The sequence below is a fragment of the Sphingomonas sp. PvP056 genome, assembly GCF_040549155.1.
In the GTDB taxonomy this organism is placed as follows: Bacteria; Pseudomonadota; Alphaproteobacteria; order Sphingomonadales; family Sphingomonadaceae; genus Sphingomonas.
Genome location: NZ_JBEPST010000003.1, coordinates 187,037 through 209,285 on the forward strand (window position 1 = coordinate 187,037; position 22,249 = coordinate 209,285).

At 64.6% G+C, this 22,249-nt stretch carries 18 protein-coding genes; 15 read left to right on the plus strand and 3 right to left on the minus strand.

The annotated features are described in order from the left end of the window. Positions 1-58: 58 nt before the first annotated feature. Positions 59-1,366 carry a dicarboxylate/amino acid:cation symporter gene (locus ABIC17_RS08495; RefSeq protein WP_354280929.1) on the minus strand — a complete coding sequence of 436 codons (1,308 nt, stop codon included), beginning with the start codon at positions 1,364-1,366 and terminating at the stop codon, positions 59-61. 101 nt (positions 1,367-1,467) lie between these two features. Between ABIC17_RS08495 and ABIC17_RS08500 the strand changes: the two genes are divergently transcribed. Together ABIC17_RS08500 and alaS are read left to right on the plus strand one after the other, a co-directional pair. Further along, entirely contained in the window at positions 1,468-2,721 is a 1,254-nt protein-coding gene (locus ABIC17_RS08500; protein ID WP_354280931.1) for a M24 family metallopeptidase, read from the plus strand. Positions 2,722-2,785: 64 nt separating this feature from the next. Then, the gene (gene alaS, locus ABIC17_RS08505; RefSeq protein WP_354280933.1) at positions 2,786-5,440 is read left to right on the plus strand and encodes an alanine--tRNA ligase; all 2,655 of its coding nucleotides are present in this window, start codon (positions 2,786-2,788) and stop codon (positions 5,438-5,440) included. A gap of 198 nt (positions 5,441-5,638) precedes the next feature. On the opposite strand, the gene ABIC17_RS08510 is transcribed toward alaS, so the two are convergent. Together ABIC17_RS08510 and ABIC17_RS08515 are read right to left on the minus strand one after the other, a co-directional pair. Beyond that, the gene (locus ABIC17_RS08510) at positions 5,639-7,432 is read right to left on the minus strand and encodes a cation:proton antiporter domain-containing protein (protein ID WP_354280935.1); all 1,794 of its coding nucleotides are present in this window, start codon (positions 7,430-7,432) and stop codon (positions 5,639-5,641) included. 130 nt (positions 7,433-7,562) lie between these two features. Next, positions 7,563-8,783: an NADP-dependent isocitrate dehydrogenase gene (locus ABIC17_RS08515; RefSeq protein WP_354280937.1), complete on the minus strand. Its 1,221-nt coding sequence runs from the start codon at positions 8,781-8,783 to the stop codon at positions 7,563-7,565. Between the two features lie 123 nt (positions 8,784-8,906). Between ABIC17_RS08515 and ABIC17_RS08520 the strand changes: the two genes are divergently transcribed. From ABIC17_RS08520 to fabZ, 13 genes are all read left to right on the plus strand, one after another. Continuing rightward, complete coding sequence (locus ABIC17_RS08520; protein ID WP_354280939.1) at positions 8,907-9,638, plus strand: phosphatidylserine decarboxylase; 732 nt, start codon at positions 8,907-8,909, stop codon at positions 9,636-9,638. Positions 9,639-9,657: 19 nt separating this feature from the next. Beyond that, complete coding sequence (gene pssA / locus ABIC17_RS08525; RefSeq protein WP_354280941.1) at positions 9,658-10,479, plus strand: CDP-diacylglycerol--serine O-phosphatidyltransferase; 822 nt, start codon at positions 9,658-9,660, stop codon at positions 10,477-10,479. A gap of 414 nt (positions 10,480-10,893) precedes the next feature. Then, positions 10,894-11,742, plus strand: coding sequence for a 30S ribosomal protein S2 (gene rpsB / locus ABIC17_RS08530; RefSeq protein WP_354280943.1), 849 nt, complete (start codon positions 10,894-10,896; stop codon positions 11,740-11,742). Between the two features lie 85 nt (positions 11,743-11,827). Further along, the gene (gene tsf, locus ABIC17_RS08535) at positions 11,828-12,763 is read left to right on the plus strand and encodes a translation elongation factor Ts (protein WP_354280945.1); all 936 of its coding nucleotides are present in this window, start codon (positions 11,828-11,830) and stop codon (positions 12,761-12,763) included. 251 nt (positions 12,764-13,014) lie between these two features. After that, the gene (gene pyrH, locus ABIC17_RS08540) at positions 13,015-13,689 is read left to right on the plus strand and encodes a UMP kinase (RefSeq protein WP_492724198.1); all 675 of its coding nucleotides are present in this window, start codon (positions 13,015-13,017) and stop codon (positions 13,687-13,689) included. 2 nt (positions 13,690-13,691) lie between these two features. Beyond that, positions 13,692-14,249 (plus strand): ribosome recycling factor, encoded by a 558-nt coding sequence (gene frr / locus ABIC17_RS08545; RefSeq protein WP_010163691.1) that lies wholly within the window; start codon positions 13,692-13,694, stop codon positions 14,247-14,249. A gap of 83 nt (positions 14,250-14,332) precedes the next feature. Continuing rightward, on the plus strand, positions 14,333-15,001 hold the full coding sequence (gene uppS / locus ABIC17_RS08550; protein WP_502958441.1) for a polyprenyl diphosphate synthase: 669 nt from the start codon (positions 14,333-14,335) through the stop codon (positions 14,999-15,001). 20 nt (positions 15,002-15,021) lie between these two features. Next, positions 15,022-15,798 carry a phosphatidate cytidylyltransferase gene (locus tag ABIC17_RS08555; protein ID WP_354280952.1) on the plus strand — a complete coding sequence of 259 codons (777 nt, stop codon included), beginning with the start codon at positions 15,022-15,024 and terminating at the stop codon, positions 15,796-15,798. After that, positions 15,795-16,976 carry a 1-deoxy-D-xylulose-5-phosphate reductoisomerase gene (locus tag ABIC17_RS08560; RefSeq protein WP_354280953.1) on the plus strand — a complete coding sequence of 394 codons (1,182 nt, stop codon included), beginning with the start codon at positions 15,795-15,797 and terminating at the stop codon, positions 16,974-16,976. The genes ABIC17_RS08555 and ABIC17_RS08560 overlap by 4 nt, the downstream gene beginning before the upstream one ends. Further along, positions 16,973-18,106 (plus strand): M50 family metallopeptidase, encoded by a 1,134-nt coding sequence (locus tag ABIC17_RS08565; RefSeq protein ID WP_354280955.1) that lies wholly within the window; start codon positions 16,973-16,975, stop codon positions 18,104-18,106. The genes ABIC17_RS08560 and ABIC17_RS08565 overlap by 4 nt, the downstream gene beginning before the upstream one ends. A 67-nt stretch (positions 18,107-18,173) precedes the next feature. After that, complete coding sequence (bamA, locus tag ABIC17_RS08570; RefSeq protein ID WP_502958430.1) at positions 18,174-20,951, plus strand: outer membrane protein assembly factor BamA; 2,778 nt, start codon at positions 18,174-18,176, stop codon at positions 20,949-20,951. Beyond that, positions 20,951-21,679, plus strand: a complete 729-nt coding sequence (locus ABIC17_RS08575) for an OmpH/Skp family outer membrane protein (protein ID WP_354280958.1) — start codon at positions 20,951-20,953, stop codon at positions 21,677-21,679. Before bamA ends, ABIC17_RS08575 begins: the two co-directional genes overlap by 1 nt. A 7-nt stretch (positions 21,680-21,686) precedes the next feature. Continuing rightward, complete coding sequence (gene fabZ, locus ABIC17_RS08580; protein ID WP_354280960.1) at positions 21,687-22,169, plus strand: 3-hydroxyacyl-ACP dehydratase FabZ; 483 nt, start codon at positions 21,687-21,689, stop codon at positions 22,167-22,169. Positions 22,170-22,249 lie beyond the last annotated feature (80 nt).

The window sequence follows — 22,249 nt, forward strand, 5'->3', positions numbered from 1 at the left end:
GCTACTGCGCCCCGGCCTTCGCCGGGGAAGCAAGAGAGGGGGTGAGCGTCCCTCCTGCCTACCCCCGGCTCGGCGCATGCGGTGGTTCGATCTCCGGCGCCTCGGCAGCATCGAGCGGTCCCTCCCACTTTGCCACGACAGCCGTCGCCACCGCATTGCCGACAACGTTGGTGCCCGACCGCCCCATGTCGAGGAACTGGTCGACCGGCAGGATCAGCAATAGCCCTGCTTCGGGAATGCCGAACTGCCCCATCACCGCCGCGATCACGACCAGCGACGCGCGCGGCACGCCCGCGATGCCCTTGGACGTGATCATCAACACCAGCAGCATCACGATCTGCTGCCCGATCGACAGATCGACGCCGTAGACCCGCGCGAGGAACAGTGTCGCGAAGGTCATGTACATCATCGACCCGTCGAGATTGAACGAATAGCCGAGCGGCAGCACGAAGCTCGCGATCTTGCGGGGTACGCCGAAGCGCGCCAGCGCCTCAAGCGTGCGGGGATATGCCGCCTCCGACGAGGCGGTCGAGAAAGCGAGCAGGATCGGCTCGCCGATATAGCGCGCCAGCGTCAGCGCGCGCGGCCCGATGATCGCGAACGCCGCGCCGAACAGCAGCATCCACAGCGCGGCCAGCCCAATATAGAAGCTCCCGACGAACAGCCCGAGCGTCCACAGGATGCCGAGCCCGTTGACCGCGATCGTCGCGGTGATCGCTGCGAACACTGCGAACGGCGCGACGCGCATCACGTAATCGGTGATCTGGAGCATCATCGCCGCAAGCGCCTCGGCCCCGCGAACGATCGGCGCGCCCTTCTCGCCGATCGCGGTGAGCGCGACACCGGCGAAGATCGAGAAGACGACGATCTGGATGATCTCGTTGGTCGCCATCGCTTCGACCACCGAGGACGGCACGATGTGGGTCACGAAATTGGTGAGGTTGAACGATTTCTCGTCGAGCCCGACGGTCGCATCGGGGGGCGGCAGCTTGAGCCCGAACCCGCTGCCCGGCGAGACCAGGTCGATCACGAACTCGATCCCGTGGAACAGCACGAGGCCCAGCGTCAGCGACACCAGCGAGGCGGAAATGAACCACGCCATCGTCCGCCCGCCGATCCGTCCGAGCGCCTTGATGTCGCCCATGTGCGCGATCCCCACGACGAGCGTCGAGAAGACGAGGGGCGCGATGATCATCTTGATCAGGCGCAGGAAGATCGTGGTGATGATCGAGAAGTAGCTCGCGATTTCCTTGGCGCGCGCGGTCCCCGCCGCGGTGCCGTCGACGATCTGCTGGTTGATCGCCCAGCCGACGATCAAACCCAGCACCAGGCCGATCAAAATATACAGTGTCAGCCGCTTCGCCACGCTTCGTCCTCGATCGTTCGGCTCGCATCAACGGGAGAAAGCGCGCTCGGTCAAGCGAGACGCGCGTTGCGGCGCGGCACGCACGCTGCCAGACTGATACCATGAACCTGTCCCGTCGCGCTTTCGCGTCCGCCGCCCTAGCGCTTCCCGCCCTGTCCGCCAGCGGTGTCCTGCGCGCCGCCGAACCCGATCTCGCGGGATTGCGCGACATCACCGGCGGGACCGCACCGATCGGCCCCGAAGAACGCCGCTCGCGCCTTGCGCGCGCGCAAGCACTGATGCGGGCGAACGGGATCGGCGCGGTGCTGATCGAATCGGGATCGAGCCTTACCTATTTCACCGGCATCCGCTGGGGCCGCAGCGAACGGCTGACCGCGGCAATCCTGCCGGTCGAGGGCGAGCCGTGCATCGTCACGCCGTTCTTCGAGGAACCCTCGGTCCGCCAGACGCTCGACATCCCCGCCGAGGTGCGAGTGTGGCAGGAAGACGAAAGCCCGCACGCGCTCATCGCGGGCTTTCTGAAAGAGCGAAAGCTCGCAACGAATCCGGTCGGGATCGAGGAGACGGTGCGCTATTTCGCGGTGGACGGGCTGGCGCACGCCTTGCCGGGCGCGCGAATCGTTTCCGCCAACCCCGTCGTCCGCGCTGTACGAATGCGCAAGACCGCGCCCGAGATCGCGCTGATGCAGACCGCGACCGATGTGACGATCGCCGCCTATCGCTGGACCTGGCCGCGCGTCGAAAAGGGCATGAAACCCGCCGACATCGCCGCGCTGATGAATGCCGCGACCAAGCAACTGGGGGGCAGCCCCGAATTCTCGCTGGTGCTGATCGGCCCTGCCGCCGCTTTTCCCCACGGCAGCAAGGACCCGCAAGTCGTCGCCGACGGGCAGATCGTGCTGATGGACTGCGGCTGCACCGTACAGGGCTATCAATCCGACGTGTCGCGCACCTTCGTCTATGGCGGCGCGGACAAGGACATGCGCAAGGTCTGGCAGGACGTCCGCAACGGGCAGGCGCTGGCCTTCAAGACCGCGCAGCTCGGGGTCGCTGCCGGGGCAGTGGATGATGCGGTGCGGCGCTATTATGAGACACTCGGCTATGGCCCGCGCTATCGCCTCCCCGGCCTGTCGCATCGTACGGGACACGGGATCGGGCTTGACGGGCACGAGCCGGTCAACCTCGTCCACGGCGAGACGACGCAACTGGCGGAAGGCATGTGCTTCTCGGACGAACCCGGTGTGTATCTCCCGGGCAAGTTCGGCGTCCGGCTGGAGGATTGCTTCCACATCACCGCGAGCGGGCCGAAATGGTTCAGCGTCCCGCCAACCTCGATCGATCAGCCGTTAGGGTAACGATCCGCATTCGGGACGCGCGGCATACTTGAGAAGCCCGTGCGGCTCGCCTAAGCCACCGCGCATGACCCAGTCCCCGACGTCGACCAACGACATCCGCCGTAGCTTCCTCGACTATTTTGCGGCCAACGGGCACGCCAAGGTCGCGTCCGCGCCGCTCGTCCCGCAGAACGACCCGACGCTGATGTTCGTCAACGCCGGGATGGTGCCGTTCAAGAACGTCTTTACTGGCCTCGAATCGCGTCCGTACGTGACCGCCACCTCGTCGCAGAAGTGCGTACGCGCCGGCGGCAAGCACAACGATCTCGACAATGTCGGCTATACCGCGCGGCATCACACCTTCTTCGAGATGCTCGGCAATTTCTCGTTCGGCGACTATTTCAAGGAACGCGCGATCACGCTCGCGTGGAACCTGCTGACGCGCGAATGGGGGATCGATCCCGACCGGCTGACCGTCACCGTCTATCATACCGATGACGAGGCGTTCGACCTTTGGCGCAAGATCGCCGGCTTGCCCGAGGAGCGGATCATCCGCATCGCGACCAACGACAATTTCTGGTCGATGGGTGACACCGGGCCATGCGGGCCGTGCTCCGAAATCTTCTACGACCACGGCGACCATATCTTCGGTGGCCCACCGGGATCGCCCGACGAGGACGGCGACCGTTTTGTCGAAATCTGGAACCTCGTCTTCATGCAGTTCGAGCAGACCGCCGACGGCGCGCGCACCGCGCTGCCGCGGCCGTCGATCGACACGGGCATGGGGCTCGAGCGGATCGCCGCGGTGTTGCAGGGCGTCCACGACAATTACGATACCGACACGTTCAAGGCGCTGATCGCCGCGTCCTCGGCGATGACGGGCACGCCCGCCACCGGCGACACGCAGGCGAGCCACCGTATCATCGCGGACCATCTACGCTCGGCGGGCTTCCTGGTGGCGGATGGCGTACTGCCGTCCAACGAGGGACGCGGCTATGTGCTGCGCCGGATCATGCGCCGCGCGATGCGTCATGCGCATCTGCTTGGCGCGAAGGAGCCCTTGATGCACCGGCTCGTCTCCGCGCTGGTGGCGGAGATGGGCGCGGCTTATCCCGAACTGGTGCGGGCGCAGGCGGCGATCGAATCGACCCTGTTGCAGGAAGAAACGCAATTCCGCCGGACGCTGGTCAACGGCTTGCGGCTGCTCGACGAAGCGACCGCGGCGATGGAGCCGGGTGCGACGCTGCCGGGCGAAACGGCGTTCAAACTCTACGACACGTTCGGCTTTCCCTACGATCTGACCGAGGACGCGCTCCGCGCCCAGGGCTTCGGGATCGATCGTCCCGGGTTCGACGCCGCGATGGCGGAGCAGAAGCGCGCGGCACGCGCGGCGTGGAAGGGCTCGGGCCAGCGCGCGTCGGACGACGTGTGGTTCGACATCGCCGAGGCCAACGGCGGCACCGAGTTCATCGGCTATAGCGCGGTCGAGGGTGAGGGCGTCGTCGTCGCGATCGTCCGCGACGGCAAGCAGGTCGAGCGCGCTGATGTGGGTGAAACGGTCGAGATCGTCGTCAACCAGACGCCGTTCTATGCCGAGAGCGGCGGTCAGGTCGGCGATACCGGCACGCTCACCGCACCGGGCGTGCACGGCGTGGTCGAGGATACGCGCAAGTATCTCGGTCGCGTGTTCGCGCATGTAACGCGCATCGGCGAGGGCGGCATCGCGGTCGGCGATGCGCTGCACCTGACCGTCGATGCCACCCGCCGCGACCAGATCCGCGCCAATCACTCGGCGACGCATTTGCTGCACGAGGCCCTGCGCCAGCGTCTCGGCGCGCATGTCGCGCAAAAAGGCAGCCTCGTCGCGCCCGAGCGGCTCCGGTTCGATTTCTCGCAGCCGACCGCGATCGATCCCGCGCGGATTGCCGAGGTCGAGACCGACGTCAACGCGCAGATCCGCGGCAACGGGCTGGTCGATACGCGGCTGATGACTCCGGATGAAGCGATCGCCGAGGGCGCGATGGCGCTGTTCGGGGAGAAATACGGCGACGAGGTCCGCGTCGTTTCGATGGGCAGCGAGCGCGGCAAGACCTATTCGCTCGAACTGTGCGGCGGAACGCATGTCCGCGCATTGGGTGATATCGGACTGTTCACGGTAATCGGTGAGGGCGCGGTGTCCTCCGGCGTTCGCCGCGTCGAGGCGCTGACCGGCGAGGCAGCGCGCGACTATCTGACCGCACGCGACGCCAAGTTGCGCGAAGCGGCGGCGGCATTGAAATCGTCGCCAGACGAGGTGCCTGCGCGCGTGGCGGCATTGGTCGAGGACCGGCGGCGGCTGGAACGCGAACTGGCCGATGCCAAGAAGGCGCTTGCACTCGGCGGCGGTTCGGGCGGCGCGGTGGCCGGTCCGGAAGAGGTCGGCGGTGTCGCGTTCCTCGGCCAGGTGGTCGAGGGGCTCGATCCCAAGGGCCTGCGCGGCACGGTCGACGAGATGAAGCAGCGGATCGGTTCGGGAATCGCGATGATCGTCGCGGTCAACGAAGGCCGCGCATCGGTTGCGGTCGGGCTGACGGCGGATCTGGTTGGGTCGCATAGCGCAGTCGACTTGTTGCGCGTTGCGGTCGCGACGCTGGGCGGGCAGGGCGGCGGTGGGCGCCCCGACATGGCACAGGGCGGCGGTCCGGATGGTGCCAAGGCGGCGGACGCGGTTGCGGCGGTTCGGGCTCATCTCGCGGGGTAAGGCTGGTCGGGGTGGCGTGGAAGGCTAGCGCCCCCGCTTCTGCGCTTCCCCGGCGAAGGCCGGGGTCCAGTAGCGATGGCCAAGGTAACGAAGCGCCATCGCCAGCAATCTCCTGTTCCGCTCATGGGCCGCTGCCTTCGCCGGGGAGGCGTCAAAAGAAAGGAAGGCGGAAACGAACGGTGTGTCCGTCCGCCGCCCTCAAACCGCAGTCTTGCTGTCCATCCCACGCGGCGCCCGGACGCGCTTCAACCGCGGGGCGGTCGTCATTTCCGCCGCGGCCTTGATCTCCTGCCGCAGTTCGTCGCGCTTTTCGTGGATCGACGCGATCACCGGCCCGACCGCGACACCCAGATCGGTCAACACCGCTTCCGCCAGTTGCAACGAGCTCTCCAGCGTCTCGGGCACCGCGTCGGTCGCACCCGCGCGGTAGAGCTCAGCGGCATGTTGCGTGTCGCGGGCGCGCACGACGATCGCGAGGTCCGGAACCCAGTTGCGCGCACGCCGCGTCAACGCGACGCTCAGCACGGGGTCGTCCATCGTCAGGATCAGCGCCTTGGCGCGACCGAGATTGAGCCGGTCGACCAGTTCGGGGCGAATGACGTCGCCGAAGATCACCGGATAGCCCTCCGCATGCGCCGCGGTGACGACATCGATATCGGCCTCGACCGCGACATAGCGTTGCTCGTGGACCGTCAGCATGTCGCACACCATCCGTCCGACGCGACCGAAGCCAATTACCACGGTCCCGGGGCCTTCCTCGGGAATCTCGAGTTCGGCTTCGTTGCCGACGCTCTGTTCGATCCGTCGCGCCCAGCGGCGCCCGAGCATCGCCAGCAACGGCGTGATCGTCAGGCCGATCGCCGTGACGGTTTGCCAGAAATTCGCCGTCGGGGCTGCGATCAGCTGAGCCTGTGCCGCCGCACCCAGCACGATCAGCGTGGTCTCGGACGGGCTGCCCATCAGCACCCCGGCCTCGACCGACACCCCGCCGCGGATGCCGCTGCCGCGCAACAGCAAATACGTTACCACCGCCTTGACCGCGACCACCGCGGCGATCGCCGCAAGATAGCCGAGCCAGTTGGCCGCGATCGCCGCAAGGTCGACGCTCATCCCGATCGTGATCAGGAACACGCCCAGCGCGAGCCCCTTGAACGGGGCGGTCATCACTTCGACTTCGCTGTGATAATCGGTTTCCGCGATCAGCAGCCCCGCAAGCAGCGCGCCCACGATCGGCGAGAGCCCCGCCGCAGTGGTGGCGAGGCTCGCGACGATCACGACGAGCAGCGATGCCGCGAGGAACAGCTCGGGACTCTTGGTCCGCGCAGCCTGCGCAAACAATTTGGGGAGGATCAGCCGCCCGCCGATGAACAACACCCCCACGGTCAGGAATGCGGCGACGCCGACCCGCGCAAGGCCGGTCCACCCGCTGTCCGCCGCCATCGGCCCGAGCGCTGCGAGCACGAAGATGATCGGGACCAGCGCCAGATCCTCGAACAGCAGCATCGCAAAGGCGGTCCGACCAACCGGACTGGTCGTCCCCGCAATCGGCAAGACGAGGGCGGTGGACGAAAGCGACAAGGCGATGCCCAGCGCCATCGCCCCGGTCCACGGCAGCGCCGTCAGCAGATGCAGGCCAAGCCCCAGTATCGCGCCCGCGACGAGCAATTGTGCCGCGCCCGTCCCGAAAACGAGTTGCCGCATCGACCACAAGCGTTTGAGCGACAGTTCCAGCCCGATCGAGAACAGCAGCAGCACGATGCCGAATTCGGCAAAGGGCTCGATCGAATGCGGATCGGAGATGGTGATGTAGTAAAGCCAGGGAAACTGGCTGACCAATGCGCCAAGCCCGAAGGGACCCACAAGCAATCCGACCAGAATGAACCCGATGACGGGGCTGATCTTGGCGCGGGCAAATGCCGGGATCACGAGGCCGGCTGCCCCAAGAATTACGAGGGCGTCACTGAATCCGGCATTGGCAAGGGCTGAGGGCATGCGGGCATCTAAGCGACATTCGTCATGCTTGTCAGCTTATGTCGTGAAATAACTTCCCGACGGCAGTCTCGGTCGTGAAAATCCGCTGCGTCGCCCGGAACCATGTTCCGGGCGACGCACCGTCATGCGATCAGGCCGAAGCGCCCATCGCCTGTTCGAGGTTGAGGCGAACCTGCTCGAAGAACTGCTCGGTCGTCATCCACGGCTGCTCCGGGCCGATCAGCAACGCGAGATCCTTGGTCATGTGACCATCCTCGACCGTCTTGATGCAGACGCGCTCAAGCGTCTCGGCGAACTGCGTCACCTCGGGCGTACCGTCGAACTTGCCGCGATACTTGAGGCCGCCGGTCCAGGCGAAGATCGACGCGATCGGGTTGGTCGACGTCGCCTTGCCCTGCTCGTGCTGGCGGAAGTGACGCGTGACGGTGCCGTGGGCCGCTTCCGCCTCGACCGTCTTGCCGTCCGGCGTCAGCAGCACCGAGGTCATCAGGCCGAGCGAGCCGAAGCCCTGTGCGACCTGGTCCGACTGGACGTCGCCGTCATAGTTCTTGCACGCCCAGACGAATTCACCGTGCCACTTGAGCGCCGATGCGACCATGTCGTCGATCAGGCGATGCTCGTAGACGATGCCCGCTTCCTTGAACTTGTCCTTGAATTCGCTCTCGAAAACCTCTGCGAAGAGGTCCTTAAAGCGGCCGTCATAGGCCTTCAGGATGGTGTTCTTGGTCGACAGGTACACCGGCCACTTGAGGTTCAGGCCGTAGTGCATCGAGGCGCGCGCGAAATCGCGGATCGAATCGTCGAGGTTGTACATAGCGAGCGCGACGCCCGACGTCGGGAACTGGAACACCTCGCGGTCGATCACTTCGCCGTCGTCGCCCTCGAACACCAGCTTGAGCTTGCCCGGGCCGGGAACGCGGAAGTCGGTCGCGCGATACTGGTCGCCGAACGCATGGCGCCCGACGACGATCGGGTGCGTCCAGCCCGGGATCAGGCGGGGGACGTTCTTGATCACGATCGGCTCGCGGAAGATCGTGCCACCGAGGATGTTGCGGATCGTGCCGTTGGGCGACTTCCACATCTTCTTGAGGCCGAATTCCTCGACGCGCTGCTCGTCCGGGGTGATCGTCGCGCACTTCACGCCGACGCCGTACTTCTGGATTGCCTTGGCGCTGTCGACGGTGATCTTGTCGTCGGTGCCATCGCGGCTCATCATGCCGAGGTCGTAATATTCCAGATCGATATCGAGATACGGCAGGATCAGCCGCTCGCGAATCCACTGCCAGATGATCCGGGTCATCTCATCGCCGTCGATCTCGACAACGGGCGTCCTTACCTTGATCTTCGCCATCACGCACTTTCCTGTGGGGGTTTTGCGGGTAGCGTCTAGGAGCATGGGCCGGATCGATCAACCCGCGCAAGCCGACCGGCATTGACGATTGTGACAAACCAGCCGGTCGGTTAGGGTCGGCGCATGATACCACCAAGCCATTCGTCGCCGAGCCCCGAAACCGCCAAATGGCGCGTGCCGGACCTGCACCCCGAGGGGCGCAAATATGTCGTCATCGCCGCGGTCGTCGCGTTGATCGCGCTGATCTGGCTCGGCTGGTTCGTCGCCTGGCCGCTGATCGGCCTGACGTTGTGGGTGGCATTGTTCTTTCGCGATCCCGTGCGGGTCACGCCGTCGGGCGACGGCCTCATCATCTCGCCGGCGGACGGGCTGGTCTCGATGATCGAGCGGATGCCGGTACCGCGCGAGCTCGCTGGCCCCAATGGGCTCGGCGAGGCACCCCTGGTGCGCGTGTCGGTATTCATGTCGGTGTTCGACGTTCACATCAACCGCACCCCGATTGCGGGTACGGTCAAGCAGGTCGTCTACATTTCCGGCAAGTTCCTTAATGCCGAGCTCGACAAGGCGAGCGAGGACAATGAGCGGCAGCATCTGGTGGTCGAGGGGCGTGACGGGCGTCGGGTTGGTTTCACCCAGATCGCCGGTTTGCTCGCGCGCCGGATCGTGCCGTTCGTCAAGCCGGGGGACATGGTCGCCGCGGGTCAGCGGATCGGGCTAATCCGGTTCGGCAGCCGTCTGGACGTCTATCTGCCCGAGGATTGTGCCTGTCAGGTCGTACTGGGCCAGCGCAGCGTGGCCGGCGAGACGATCCTGGGACGCGTCGGGGCAAGCGCGGCAACCGGCGTCGCGCAATGAGCGCGCTGGAAGGAACGGCATGAGCCGGCCGGTGCGTCGACCATCGCCGCGTGGACTGCCATTGCGAACCGTAGCGCCCAACGCGGTCACTGCGCTTGCGCTGTGCTCGGGGCTGACCGGGATCCGCTTCGCGATTTCGGGCCAGTGGGAAACCGCGGTGCTGATGGTGATGATCGCCAGCGTGCTCGACGGGATCGACGGACGGATTGCGCGGATGGTGCGCGGCGAGAGCCGTTTCGGCGCCGAGCTTGATTCGCTTTCCGACGCGATCTCGTTCGGCGTGTCGCCAGCGCTGATCCTGTATCTGTGGTCGCTGAAGGATCTGCCGCGGCTTGGATGGCTGTGCGCGCTGATCTTCGCGGTGTTCTGCGCGCTTCGCCTGGCTCGCTTCAATGCGGCGATCGACGTGGTGGAACAGCCGCACAAATCCGCCGGCTTCCTGACGGGCGCCCCGTCGCCGGTCGGCGCTGGATTGGCGATGCTGCCGCTGTATCTGTGGTTCTGGACCGGCCTGGACTTCTGGCGTTCGCCGCTGCTGGTCGCACCGTGGGTGGCCGCGATGGCGGTGCTGATGGTGTCCAGCGTCGCGACGTTCAGTTGGTCGTCGCTGCGGTTACGCACGCATATCCGGTTCGAGGCGATCGCCTTTGTGGTGCTGCTGGGTGCCGCGTTGATCTCGGCACCCTGGCATACGCTGACGTTCCTGTGCGTCGCCTATCTCGCGACGCTGCCGTTCAGCGTCGCGGCGTACGGACGGATCAAGCGGCAGCGCGGACTGCAAAGCGTGGTGTTGCCGGCGTCGGCAGCATCCGAGCCCGCGCCCGAGCACGAGGCTCACTGACGGTCAGAACCGGACGCCCTGCAACCGCCGGATCGACACCATCACGCAACAACGCCACGATCCGCGGGAGCGCGGGGACCAGCGTCAACCAGAATACCGATGCGCTGGCGGCGAATGCGCTTGCGAAGACCAGAATGCCCGTCACCATCATCATCGCTCGTTCCTATGTCTCAGAGCAGGATCAGGAAGGCCAACCCGTAGCCGCGGGCATCGTTCCGTGTTCTTGCGGTGAACACGGTATGTTCCATCTTCGTTCCGCACGCAACAGGTTTCTGGCTCTTGCCCTCCACGGCGGGATTGGGTAAGGGCGCGACCTCACACCGCATGGGAAGCACACATCACCGGTGTCGTGCAGGGGTTTCACCCCGAATCGATTACTCGCTTCCCAGAGGACCAACCGGAAAGGAATTATCTATGGCGGCACCTGTCGTTTCCATGCAGCAGCTGCTCGAGACTGGCGCACACTTCGGCCACCAGACGCATCGCTGGAACCCGAAGATGAAGCCTTACATTTTTGGCGACCGTAACGGCGTCCACATCCTCGATCTTTCGCAGACCGTTCCGCTGTTCGCGCGCGCGCTCGAGTTCGTCTCGGCAGCAACCGCCGGCGGTGGCAAGGTTCTGTTCGTCGGCACCAAGCGCCAGGCGCAGGAGCCCGTCGCGGACGCAGCACGTCGTTCGGGTCAGCACTTCGTCAACCATCGCTGGTTGGGCGGCATGCTCACCAACTGGAAGACCATTTCCAACTCGATCAAGCGCATGAAGACGCTCGAAGAGCAGCTGTCGGGTGACACCGTCGGCCTGACCAAGAAGGAAGTGCTTCAGCTGACCCGCGAGAAGGACAAGCTCGAGCTGTCGCTCGGCGGCATCCGCGACATGGGCGGCATCCCCGACGTGATGTTCGTGATCGACGCGAACAAGGAAGAGCTGGCGATCAAGGAAGCCAACACGCTGGGTATCCCGGTCGTCGCGATCCTCGATTCGAACGTCTCGCCGGACGGCATCGCTTTCCCGGTTCCCGCGAACGACGACGCAAGCCGGGCGATCCGCCTGTATTGCGAAGCGATCGCGATCGCCGCGACCCGCGGTGGCAACGAGCAGCTTGCTCGCCGCCAGGACATCGGTTCGATGGAAGCACCGCCCGCCGAGGAAGCGCTGATCGACACCACGCCGTCGGAGCCGGCTGGCGAGATCACGCCGGCCAGCGACGCTGCGCTGCAGGCTGAGATGGTCGCAGAGGCCGAGCGCCAGATCGACGCGTAAGCGTCGTAGAACTGACATAGGGACGGGGTAGGGCATCGCTCTGCCCCGTCTAAAACCGCATCTGACACACAAGAGGATAAGTGACATGGCCGACATTACTGCCGCTGCGGTGAAGGACCTGCGCGAGAAGAGCGGCGCGGGCATGATGGATTGCAAGAAGGCGCTGACCGAAGCTGCCGGCGACATGACCGCGGCGATGGATTGGCTGCGCGCCAAGGGCCTTGCTGCTGCCGCCAAGAAGTCCAGCCGCACCGCGGCCGAGGGCCTGATCGGCGTCGAAGTCGACGGCACCATCGGTGCAGCGGTCGAAGTCAATTCCGAGACCGATTTCGTTGCGAAGAACGAGCAGTTCCAGACCTTCGTCCGTGACGTGACCGCGGTTGCGCTCCGCCTCGGCGACGACATCGCCGTCATCAAGGCAGCATCGCTCGGCGAGAAGACCGTCGAGGAGACGCTCACCAACAACATCGCGACGATCGGCGAGAACCAGAACCTGCGTCGCGCCAAGCGCCTCGAAGTCACGCAGGGCGCGGTGATCCCGTACATCCACAACCAGGCAGCACAGGGCCTCGGCAAGATCGGCGTGCTCGTCGCGCTCGAGAGCGATGCCGGCGCTGACGTGCTCGAGCCGCTCGGCAAGCAGATCGCGATGCACATCGCGGCCGCTTTCCCGCTGGCGCTCAACGAGGACGGCCTCGACCCCGAGATCGTCGCGCGCGAGCGTGCGATCGCGACCGAAAAGGCTGCCGAGAGCGGCAAGCCCGCCGACATCGTCGCCAAGATGGTCGATGGCGCGATCGCCAAGTACCGCAAGGAAAACGCGCTCGTCAGCCAGCTGCTGGTGATGGACGGCAAGACCAAGATCTCGGACGTCGTTGCCAATGCCGCCAAGGCAGCGGGCAAGTCGATCGAGCTCAAGGACTATGTCCGCTTCCAGCTGGGTGAAGGCATCGAGAAGGAAGCCACCGATTTCGCAGCAGAAGTCGCTGCGGCATCGGGCGTTCCCCAGCCTACCGCCTGAACGTCTGCGATCGTCGGTGCGCTTGGCAACAAGCGCACCGGCGATCCGCCCTGCCACGTCGCGACGACCTGCCGGATGCACGCGATGACTGTACGCCAATGCGCGCGTCATGGCGCTCCGGCATGGTTTCCACGCTTCCAATCGCTGCGCTGCCCCGATAAGGTCCGCGCCGCCTGCCCATTGCCGTTCGGATTGCCGTGCCAAACCCTAACTTCAAACGTATCCTGCTGAAATTGTCGGGCGAGGTCCTGATGGGCCCCGGCGGTTTGTCGATCGATCCCTCCGTCACCGCGCGTGTCGCGGGTGAAATCGCCGATGCCCGCTCTAAAGGGTTCGAGGTCTGCGTCGTCGTCGGGGGTGGCAACATTTTCCGTGGATTGGCCGCCGCTGCCAAGGGCTTCGAGCGCGCGACCGCCGATTACATGGGCATGCTCGCGACCGTGATGAACGCACTCGCGGTACAGAATGCACTCGAGCAGATCGGCGTCGACACCCGCGTCCAGTCTGCGATCCCGATGGCGAGCGTCTGCGAGCCGTTCATCCGCCGTCGCGCCGAGCGCCATCTGGAGAAGGGCCGCGTCGTGATCTTCGCGGCTGGCGTCGGCAGCCCTTATTTCACCACCGACAGCGGTGCGGCGTTGCGCGCCGCTGAGATGAAGTGCGACGCGCTGTTCAAGGGCACTTCGGTCGACGGCGTCTATGACGCCGACCCGAAGCTCGTACCCACGGCCAAGCGCTACGACACGATCGGCTATGGCACCGTGCTCGCGAAGGACCTCAAGGTCATGGACGCGAGCGCGATCGCCTTGTGCCGTGACAACAATATCCCGATCGTCGTCTTCAACATCCGCGAGCCCGGCAATCTTGCCGCGGTGCTGCGGGGCGAAGGCGTTTCCACGGTCGTCCAGGCAGAGACAGGAGCATAATCATGGCCGCATATGACAAGGCCGATCTCGAGCGCCGCATGGCCGGCAGCATCGAATCGTTGAAGGGCGACCTCAGTGGCCTGCGCACGGGCCGTGCGTCGACCTCGCTGCTCGATCCGGTGACGGTCGAAGTCTACGGCGCACAGATGCCGCTCAACCAGGTCGCGACCGTCTCGGTGCCCGAGCCGCGGATGATCTCGGTGCAGGTGTGGGACAAGATGAACGTTGGTCCGTGCGACAAGGCGATCCGCTCGGCCGGTCTGGGGCTCAACCCGATCGTCGACGGCACCACGCTGCGTCTCCCGATTCCGGATCTGACCGAAGAACGCCGTAAGGAACTGGCTAAACTCGCCGGCAAGTATGCTGAAGACGCGCGCATTGCTGCGCGAAACGTGCGCCGGGACGGCATGGATAGCCTCAAAACCGACGAGAAAAAGGGCGTCTACAGCGAGGACGAGCGCAAGAAGCTCGAGACCGAAGTGCAGAAGCTGACCGACAAGACGATCGGCGAAATCGACGCTGCCGCGACCGCCAAGGAAAAGGAAATCCTGGGGAAGTGAGGCCGTTCGCCGCCCCGGCTGCCGATCGGGCGACGGCACCGGATCCAAGCGGTGTCGTCCTGCCGCGTCATGTCGCCATCATCATGGATGGCAACGGGCGCTGGGCGAAAAAGCGCCTGCTTCCGCGCGTTGCCGGGCATCGCCAAGGCGTCGAAGCCGTTCGGCGCGTTGCCCGCGCGGCGCGCACGCTCGGCATCGAGGTACTGACGCTCTACGCCTTCTCCAGCGAGAACTGGCGTCGTCCGGAAGAGGAAGTCAGCGATCTAATGGGGTTGCTACGGCTGTTCATCCGCAGCGACCTCGACGAACTCATCCGCGACAACGTACGGCTCCGCGTGATTGGAGACTATCGGCGTTTCAGTCCGGATCTGGTCCGGCTGATCGACGACGCGGTCGCGCGCACCGCGGTCAATAGCGGCCCGATCCTTGTCATTGCCCTAAACTACGGTGCACAGGCGGAAATCGCTTCGGTCGCACGCCGTCTGGCGGAACAGGCGCGGGACGGCATGCTCGATCCTGCGTCGATCAATGAAGCGATGTTCGAACACGAACTCGAAACGCGCGATCTGCCGCCGCTTGATTTGTTGATCCGCACATCGGGCGAAGTTCGCCTGTCCAACTTCCTGCTCTGGCAGGCCGCTTATGCCGAGCTGTTGTTCGTCGACACGCTGTGGCCCGAATTCGATGCGGATACGTTTGCGGATGCCATTGCCACGTTCGGGCAACGGCAGCGGCGGTTCGGGGGCCTGTGAAGCCGAGCCTGTCGCAAAGAATGTCATCCAACCTCGCGCTGCGAAGCGTCGTCGGCCTGGCGATGGTTGCCGTGGCGTTGGTCAGCGTAGCGCTGGGCGATCTCGCCTTCTGGCTGCTATGCGTCGTCCTCGGGCTGTTCATGATGGCCGAATGGGCTGATCTCCACGCAACGCCACCGCAAACCAAACGGCTTGCGCAATATGCGGTATCGGTACCGCTGGCGATCATGGCGCCGCACCTTGGGGCGGGCCCCGGGTTCTTTGCGCTGGGTCTGATCGCGGCTGCCGGTTTCTTCATCGTCATCGTCACGCGACGGAAGGAGCTCGCGCTGGGTGCGGTTTACGTGTGCCTGCCGATCCTCGCCTTGCTGGCGATCCGTGGGCAGGGGGATGGAATCCTGCTTACGATCTGGACGCTGGCGATGGTGTGGGCGTGCGACATCGGCGCTTATTTTGCCGGTCGCACGATCGGCGGGCCCAAACTTGCCCCCACGATCAGTCCCAACAAAACATGGGCAGGGCTCGGCGGTGGTGTGCTGGCAGCCAGCGCGTTCGCAGCATTCCTCCATATGCAATACGGATTGCCGCTTCGGCTCGCCTTCGCGACGCCGTTGCTCGCGGCACTGGCGCAGGGCGGCGATCTGTACGAGAGTTGGCTCAAGCGGCGTGCGGGGGTCAAGGACAGCGGCACGCTGTTGCCTGGCCATGGCGGCGTGCTCGATCGTCTTGACGGTCTTGTCCCGGTCGCGCCGGTCGCAGCCTTTCTTATTGTGTTACCGAAAGTGTATTGGTGGTGAAGACGATCACAATTCTGGGCGCTACGGGGTCTATCGGGACCTCGACGCTCGACCTGGTGGAACGCGAGCCCGAGCGGTTCGAGGTTCTGGCACTGACCGCGAATTGCGACGTCACACGGCTTGCCGCTGCTGCGATCCGGACGCGCGCAAAGCTGGCGGTCGTCGCGGATGAAGCGTGCCTGCCGGATCTGCGACAGGCGCTGGCCGGGACCGACACGGTGTGTGCCGGGGGACGCGCGGCGGTGATCGAGGCGGCAACACTTGGCGCGGATATCACGATGGGCGCGATCGTCGGCTGCATCGGGCTGGAACCGGTGATGGCTGCGATCGCTGGCGGAAAGACCGTCATCCTCGCCAACAAGGAGCCATTGGTCTCGGCGGGCGACGTGGTCCTCGCGGCAGCGGCAAAGCACGGCGCAACGCTGCTGCCGGCGGATTCCGAGCACAACGCGATTTTCCAATGCTTCGATGCGGCCCGACCTGAACGCGTGCGCCGGATCATCCTTACATGCAGCGGTGGTCCGTTCCGCAACTGGTCGACCGCGCAGATGCGCAGCGTGACCCCCGAACAGGCGGTCGCACATCCGAACTGGTCGATGGGGGCGAAAATCTCGGTCGATTCGGCAACCTTGTTCAACAAGGGGCTCGAACTGATCGAGGCGGCGCGACTTTTCCCGGTCCCGCACGATGCGATCGAGATCGTGATCCACCCGCAGTCCGTGATCCATTCGCTCGTCGACTATGTCGATGGATCGGTATTGGCGCAAATGGGGCCGCCCGACATGCGGACACCGATCGCGCACTGTCTGGCGTGGCCCGACCGGATGGCCACCCCGATGGCGCCGCTCGACCTCGTGGCGATCGGTCGGCTCGATTTCGAGGCGCCCGACCCCGAGCGTTTTCCCGCGATACGGTTGACGCGCGAGGCGCTTAATCTTGGCGGCGCGCGTCCTGCAATCCTGAATGCCGCGAACGAGATTGCCGTCGCTGCATTTCTCGCGCGCGAGATCGGCTTCCTCGAAATTGCCGCAATCGTGGACGATACATTGTCCGTCTATCATCCGGCCGCACCGGGAACGTTGGGCGACGTTCTCGCGGTCGATGCCGAAGCGCGCAGCATAGCGCGACGGCAGGTGGGGTTACGCAACGGGGCGTTGATGAAGGATAGCGTCGTTTGAGCCAATCGCCCGGATTTTTGCTGACCATTCTTGCGTTCGCACTGGTGATCGGTCCGCTCGTCTTCCTGCACGAGATGGGGCATTATCTTGCCGGACGCATGTTCGGTGTGAAGATCGACGCATTCTCGATCGGGTTCGGCAACGAACTGTTCGGCTGGACCGACCGTCGGGGCACGCGGTGGAAGTTCAGCGCTCTACCGTTGGGCGGCTACGTCAAGTTCGCCGGCGACATGAATGCCGCGAGCGTGCCCGATCCGGCATGGCTCGAACTTCCTGCGGAGGAACGTGCCAGAACGTTGCAGGCGCGCCCCGTGTGGCAACGCGCGATCGTCGTCGCGGCGGGACCGGTCACCAACTTCGTTATCGCTATCCTGATCCTGGCTGGGTTTGCGATGAGCTATGGCGTGGATCGAACGCCATCGATCGTGGGGCTCGTCACGCCGGGCAGCGCCGCCGCCAAGGCGGGGCTGCAGCCGGGTGACCGGATCACCGCACTCAACGGCCGCGGTATCGAGACGTTCAAGGACGTTTTCCAATATACCGTATTGCGTCCGGGCGAACCCGTGCGGATCGACTATCGCCACGACGGCGTCGCGCAAAGCCGCCAGACCGTGCTGGGCGTCGCGACGGAGCGGGACCGGTTCGGCAACGAATTTAAGAAGGGGCTGCTCGGCATCGGTCCCTCGACGCCTGTCGCCGCGAAGGTTGGCGTGCTGGAAGCACCGCTTGTCGGTATCGCAATGACGGGCACGATCCTGCGGACGACCGTGGAGGGGCTTGGCCAGATCCTCTCCGGGCGACGTTCGGTCGACGAACTGGGTGGACCGCTGCGCATCGCCAAGACATCCGGCGAGCAATTGTCGCTTGGGTGGCCGGTGTTGATCTTCTTCATTGCGGGCGTGTCGATTAATCTGGGATTCATCAACTTGTTGCCAATCCCCATGCTGGATGGCGGGCATCTCCTGTTCTACGCGGTAGAGGCTGTCCAGCGGAAGCCCGTCGCACCGAGCGTCCAGGAATGGGCGTTCCGGGGGGGATTGGCGGCGGTTCTGGCGTTGATGGTAATGGTGACCTTCAACGATCTCGGCGCATTCGGCCTGTGGAAGACCCTCGCTGGGTTGATCGGGTGACGCAGGTGGGGCAGGGCGGGCCAGCGTTTTTGGCCACGCGGGTATTTTCTCCGATTTGGGGTGGGATGTGACAGCGATCAAGGTTTCAACATTCGGGGCACGGGCCACCGCCGTGCTGCTGGCAAGCACGATGTTCTCGTGCATGCCCGCCGATGCCCAGACCGCGCCCACGGCCGCTAAAGCGCGTCCGCGTACGGCTGCGCCACGTGTTCCGGTGCCTGCGCAGGCAACGCCTGCGGCAACGCCGGTCGCCGCACCCGTAGCCAGCCGGTCGATCAAGTCGATCCGGGTGGAGGGGTCACAGCGCCTCGAACCTGAAACGGTCTTGTCCTATACAAAGTTGCGTACCGGGCAGGCGTTTACCAACGAATCGCTCGATCAGGCGATCAAGGACCTCTACGCGAGCGACCTGTTCGCGGACGTCTCCATCGCCGGGGCCGAAAGTGGCGACATCGTGTTGCGGATTCGTGAGAATCCGGTGATCAACCGTGTCATCTTCGAGGGCAACAAGCGGCTCAAGGAAGACAAGATCCGCAAGGAGGTGAAACTCGCCCCGCGCCAGATCTTCACGCGCACCGCGATCCGCCAGGACGTTGCGCGGATCATCGAATTGTATCGGCGCCAGGGGCGGTTCGCCGCGGTGGTCGAGCCGAAGATGGTCAACCTCGACCAGAACCGCGTTGACGTCATCTTCGAAGTCACCGAGGGTCCGAAATCGAAGGTCCGCCAGATCAACATCCTCGGCAACGAGGAATTTTCCGACAGCAAGCTGCGCGAGCAGATGGCGACCAAGCAGGCCCGCCTGACGACGCTGCTCAGCTCGAACACGAGCTATGATCAGGATCGCCTCGCGTACGACCAGCAGAAGCTGCGCCAGTTCTACCTGACCGAGGGCTATGCTGACTTCAAGGTGACCTCCGCGGTCGCCGAGCTGACGCCGGACAAGAAGGACTTCATCATCACCTACGTGGTGGAGGAGGGGAAGCGCTACAAGTTCGGCGACGTGACCGTCGACAGCGACATCCGCGACTTCGACAACAAGAAGCTCGCCGCCAGCCTCGGGATCAACAAGGGCGACTGGTATGACGCAAAGAAGGTCGAGACCGCCGTCGACTCGCTGAGCGAAGCCGCAGGCGCGTTTGGCTATGCGTTCACCGAGGTGAACCCCGACTTCCAGCGTGACAAGGACACGCTGACGATGGGGATCAACTTCCACATCGCCGAGGCAAAGCGGTCGTACGTCGAGCGGATCGACATCAACGGCAACACGCAGACGCAGGACAAAATTATCCGCCGCGAGATTCGTCTGGCGGAAGGCGACGCGTTCAGCAGCTTCCAGGTCAAGCGTTCGCAGGATCGCATCAACTCGCTTGGCTTCTTCCAGGACAAGTTCGAGATCAAGCAGACGCAGGGGTCGTCGCCCGACCGTGTCGTGCTGACCGCGAACGTCGAGGAAAAATCGACCGGCGAATTGTCGCTATCGGCCGGTTTCTCGAGCCTCGAGCGCTTCATCATCCAGGCATCGATCCGCCAGCGCAATTTCCGCGGCAAGGGCCAGGAATTGCGCGCCAGCGTCAACTACTCGACCTATTCCAAGTCGATCGAGCTAGGCTTTACCGAGCCATACCTGTTCAACAAGAACATCGCGATCGGCGGTGACATCTTCCGTCGCGATTACAACGCGTTCAACTTCACTACTGGGAACCAGCGCAACACCACCTACACCCAGGTATCGACCGGCTTCCAGCTGCGTGCGGGCATTCCGCTGACCGAATATTGGCAGCTCGCCGGACGCTATGGCCTGTCCTACGATCAGGTCGGGCTCGACGAGTCGACCTATTTTACCAACGGTCAGTGCGACTTCCTCAAGGCAGGCCGTTATCTGTGCGACTCGATCGGCAATCGCTGGACGTCGTCGGTCGGCTATTCGCTGCTGTTCGACAGCCTCAACAGCCGACTCCGGCCGACCGCCGGGCAACGCTTCATCTTCAGCCAGGATTTCGCCGGGCTCGGGGGTGATGTGAAGTACATCCGCACCAAGGTTGAGGCGGCAAAGTTCGTCAACGTCGGGAGCGGCTTCATTGCGTCGCTGAACGTCGAGGGCGGCTACATCAAGTCGCTTGAGAAGAGCCGCGGCGAAGGGGTCGACAAGGTCCGCATCAACGATCGCTTCTACCTCGGCGAACCCGATTTCCGCGGGTTCGACATTCGTGGCGTGGGCCCGCGCGTTCAGCGCGTTCCCTACACCACGGACGCGGCGGGCAATCAGACGCTCGTCACGGATCGTAACCAGTTCGTCGACGATGCGCTCGGTGGTCGGGCCTATTACTTGGGCAAGCTCGAGCTGGAGATCCCGTTGGGTGCAGGCGCGCGGGAGCTTGGCCTGCGGCCTTCGATCTATGTTCAGGCGGGTGCGCTGTTCGGGATCACGCGGCCGTTGCCGTCGGCGACGTTCCAGACGACGACCGATCCGGTCACCGGACGCACCACGGTGCTTCCGTTGTCGCAACCTGTGAATGCCTCGAACGGACAGCCCTATTTCACCGTACCCACGACCGACGGGACTAACCCTTCCGCTTTGACGACGTGCGCCGTCGGCTACGCGGCCGCGGTGGGTGGGCCATGCGTCGGATCTTCCGTGAATACCCCGACGACGCAGTCGATCTCTGCGCCGTTCGAGGAGCGTTTCCTCGGCGATTCGCCTCGCCCACGTGTCTCGGTGGGTGCCGGCGTGAACTGGAACTCGCCGTTCGGACCGCTGCGTATCGATCTCGCTTACGCCCTGCTCAAGAGCAAGGGTGACGACAACAAGCTCGTAACTTTCAACGTAGGGACACAGTTCTGATGAAGACCACCTATCAAGTTCTGCTCGGCTGCGTCGGCCTTGCCATCGCCGGTTCGGCACAGGCACAGGTCGGCGGTATCGCGATCGCTGACCCGGAAACCGTCATCCTGACCGCAAAGGCGCTTGACGCCGCGAACACCTCGATCGCAACGACCTACAAGGCGCAGCTCGACCAGGCGACCGCGCGTGCGCAGGCGTTGCAGGCACAGCTCAACACGCTGTACGCGCCGCTCGATCTGAACAAGGACAAGCAGTTGTCCGACGATGAGATCCAGAAGGCGCAGGCTGCAAAGAGCCCGGCGCTCGCACAGATCGAGACCGCACAGCGTACCGGCCAGGCCGACGTCGCACGGCTGCGTGGCCCGGCAACGCTCGCACAGGCTTATGCGATCGAACAGATCTCGCAGAAGTATGCAGCAGCAATGCAGGCGGTTGTGACCGCGAAGAAGCTCAGCCTGCTGCTGTCGGCGGGTACCGTCCAGTTCAGCACGCCCGCCGTCGACGTAACCGACGACATCAAGGCCGAGCTCGATCGCGCGAACCCCACCGTCGCATTCACCCCGCCAGCCGGCTGGCAGCCAAGCCAGCAGACCCAGCAGCTACTCCAGCAGTATCAGCAGCTCGCGTACATCTCCGCGATGCAGCGTCAGCGTGCGGCGGGTACGCCCGGTGCCGCAGCGGCTCCGGCAGCACCGGCTGCGGGCACCAAGGCACCGCAGGGTCGCTGAGGGTCTGATGGCTGACGGTGCAGAAGAAGGCCGTGGCGCGATGGGCCCGCTCGATATCGGGCGGGTCATGGCGGCATTGCCGCATCGATACCCGATGTTGCTGGTCGACCGGGTCGAGGATTTGATCCTCGACCGGTCGATTACCGCGATCAAGGCGGTGACGATCAACGAACAGTTCTTCCAGGGGCATTTCCCCGGACGTCCGATCATGCCGGGCGTACTGATCGTTGAGGCGATGGCACAGGCGGCGGGAATCCTCGCCGTCGAGTCCCTCGGCCTCGCGGGTTCGGGCAAACTCGTGTATTTCATGGCGATCGACGGGGCGAAGTTCCGCAAGCCCGTGGAACCCGGCGTGCTGCTCAAGCTCGAGGTCGAGTTTGTCCAGAAGCGGTCGAGCGTCTGCAAGTTTTCCGGACGTGCAACGATTGACGGACAATTGGCGGCGGAGGCCAACTTTACCGCCATGATCGCGGATCCGCCCAAGGCATAACCGGTGCGGCACGGCAGGCTTGGCGGTACGCTTCGGTTGCACATCATGCACGGCTCTGATAAGGGCCGCGCCTTCGCTGC

Bases quoted from the DNA above. Each gene is read 5' to 3' on its own strand.
- ABIC17_RS08500 (WP_354280931.1), top strand. From the start codon at position 1,468: ATGAACCTGTCCCGTCGCGCTTTCGCGTCCGCCGCCCTAGCGCTTCCC.
- alaS (WP_354280933.1), top strand. From the start codon at position 2,786: ATGACCCAGTCCCCGACGTCGACCAACGACATCCGCCGTAGCTTCCTC.
- ABIC17_RS08510 (WP_354280935.1), bottom strand. From the start codon at position 7,432: ATGCCCTCAGCCCTTGCCAATGCCGGATTCAGTGACGCCCTCGTAATT.
- ABIC17_RS08515 (WP_354280937.1), bottom strand. From the start codon at position 8,783: ATGGCGAAGATCAAGGTAAGGACGCCCGTTGTCGAGATCGACGGCGAT.
- ABIC17_RS08520 (WP_354280939.1), top strand. From the start codon at position 8,907: ATGATACCACCAAGCCATTCGTCGCCGAGCCCCGAAACCGCCAAATGG.
- pssA (WP_354280941.1), top strand. From the start codon at position 9,658: ATGAGCCGGCCGGTGCGTCGACCATCGCCGCGTGGACTGCCATTGCGA.
- rpsB (WP_354280943.1), top strand. From the start codon at position 10,894: ATGGCGGCACCTGTCGTTTCCATGCAGCAGCTGCTCGAGACTGGCGCA.
- tsf (WP_354280945.1), top strand. From the start codon at position 11,828: ATGGCCGACATTACTGCCGCTGCGGTGAAGGACCTGCGCGAGAAGAGC.
- pyrH (WP_492724198.1), top strand. From the start codon at position 13,015: ATGGGCCCCGGCGGTTTGTCGATCGATCCCTCCGTCACCGCGCGTGTC.
- frr (WP_010163691.1), top strand. From the start codon at position 13,692: ATGGCCGCATATGACAAGGCCGATCTCGAGCGCCGCATGGCCGGCAGC.
- uppS (WP_502958441.1), top strand. From the start codon at position 14,333: ATGGATGGCAACGGGCGCTGGGCGAAAAAGCGCCTGCTTCCGCGCGTT.
- ABIC17_RS08555 (WP_354280952.1), top strand. From the start codon at position 15,022: ATGTCATCCAACCTCGCGCTGCGAAGCGTCGTCGGCCTGGCGATGGTT.
- ABIC17_RS08575 (WP_354280958.1), top strand. From the start codon at position 20,951: ATGAAGACCACCTATCAAGTTCTGCTCGGCTGCGTCGGCCTTGCCATC.
- fabZ (WP_354280960.1), top strand. From the start codon at position 21,687: ATGGCTGACGGTGCAGAAGAAGGCCGTGGCGCGATGGGCCCGCTCGAT.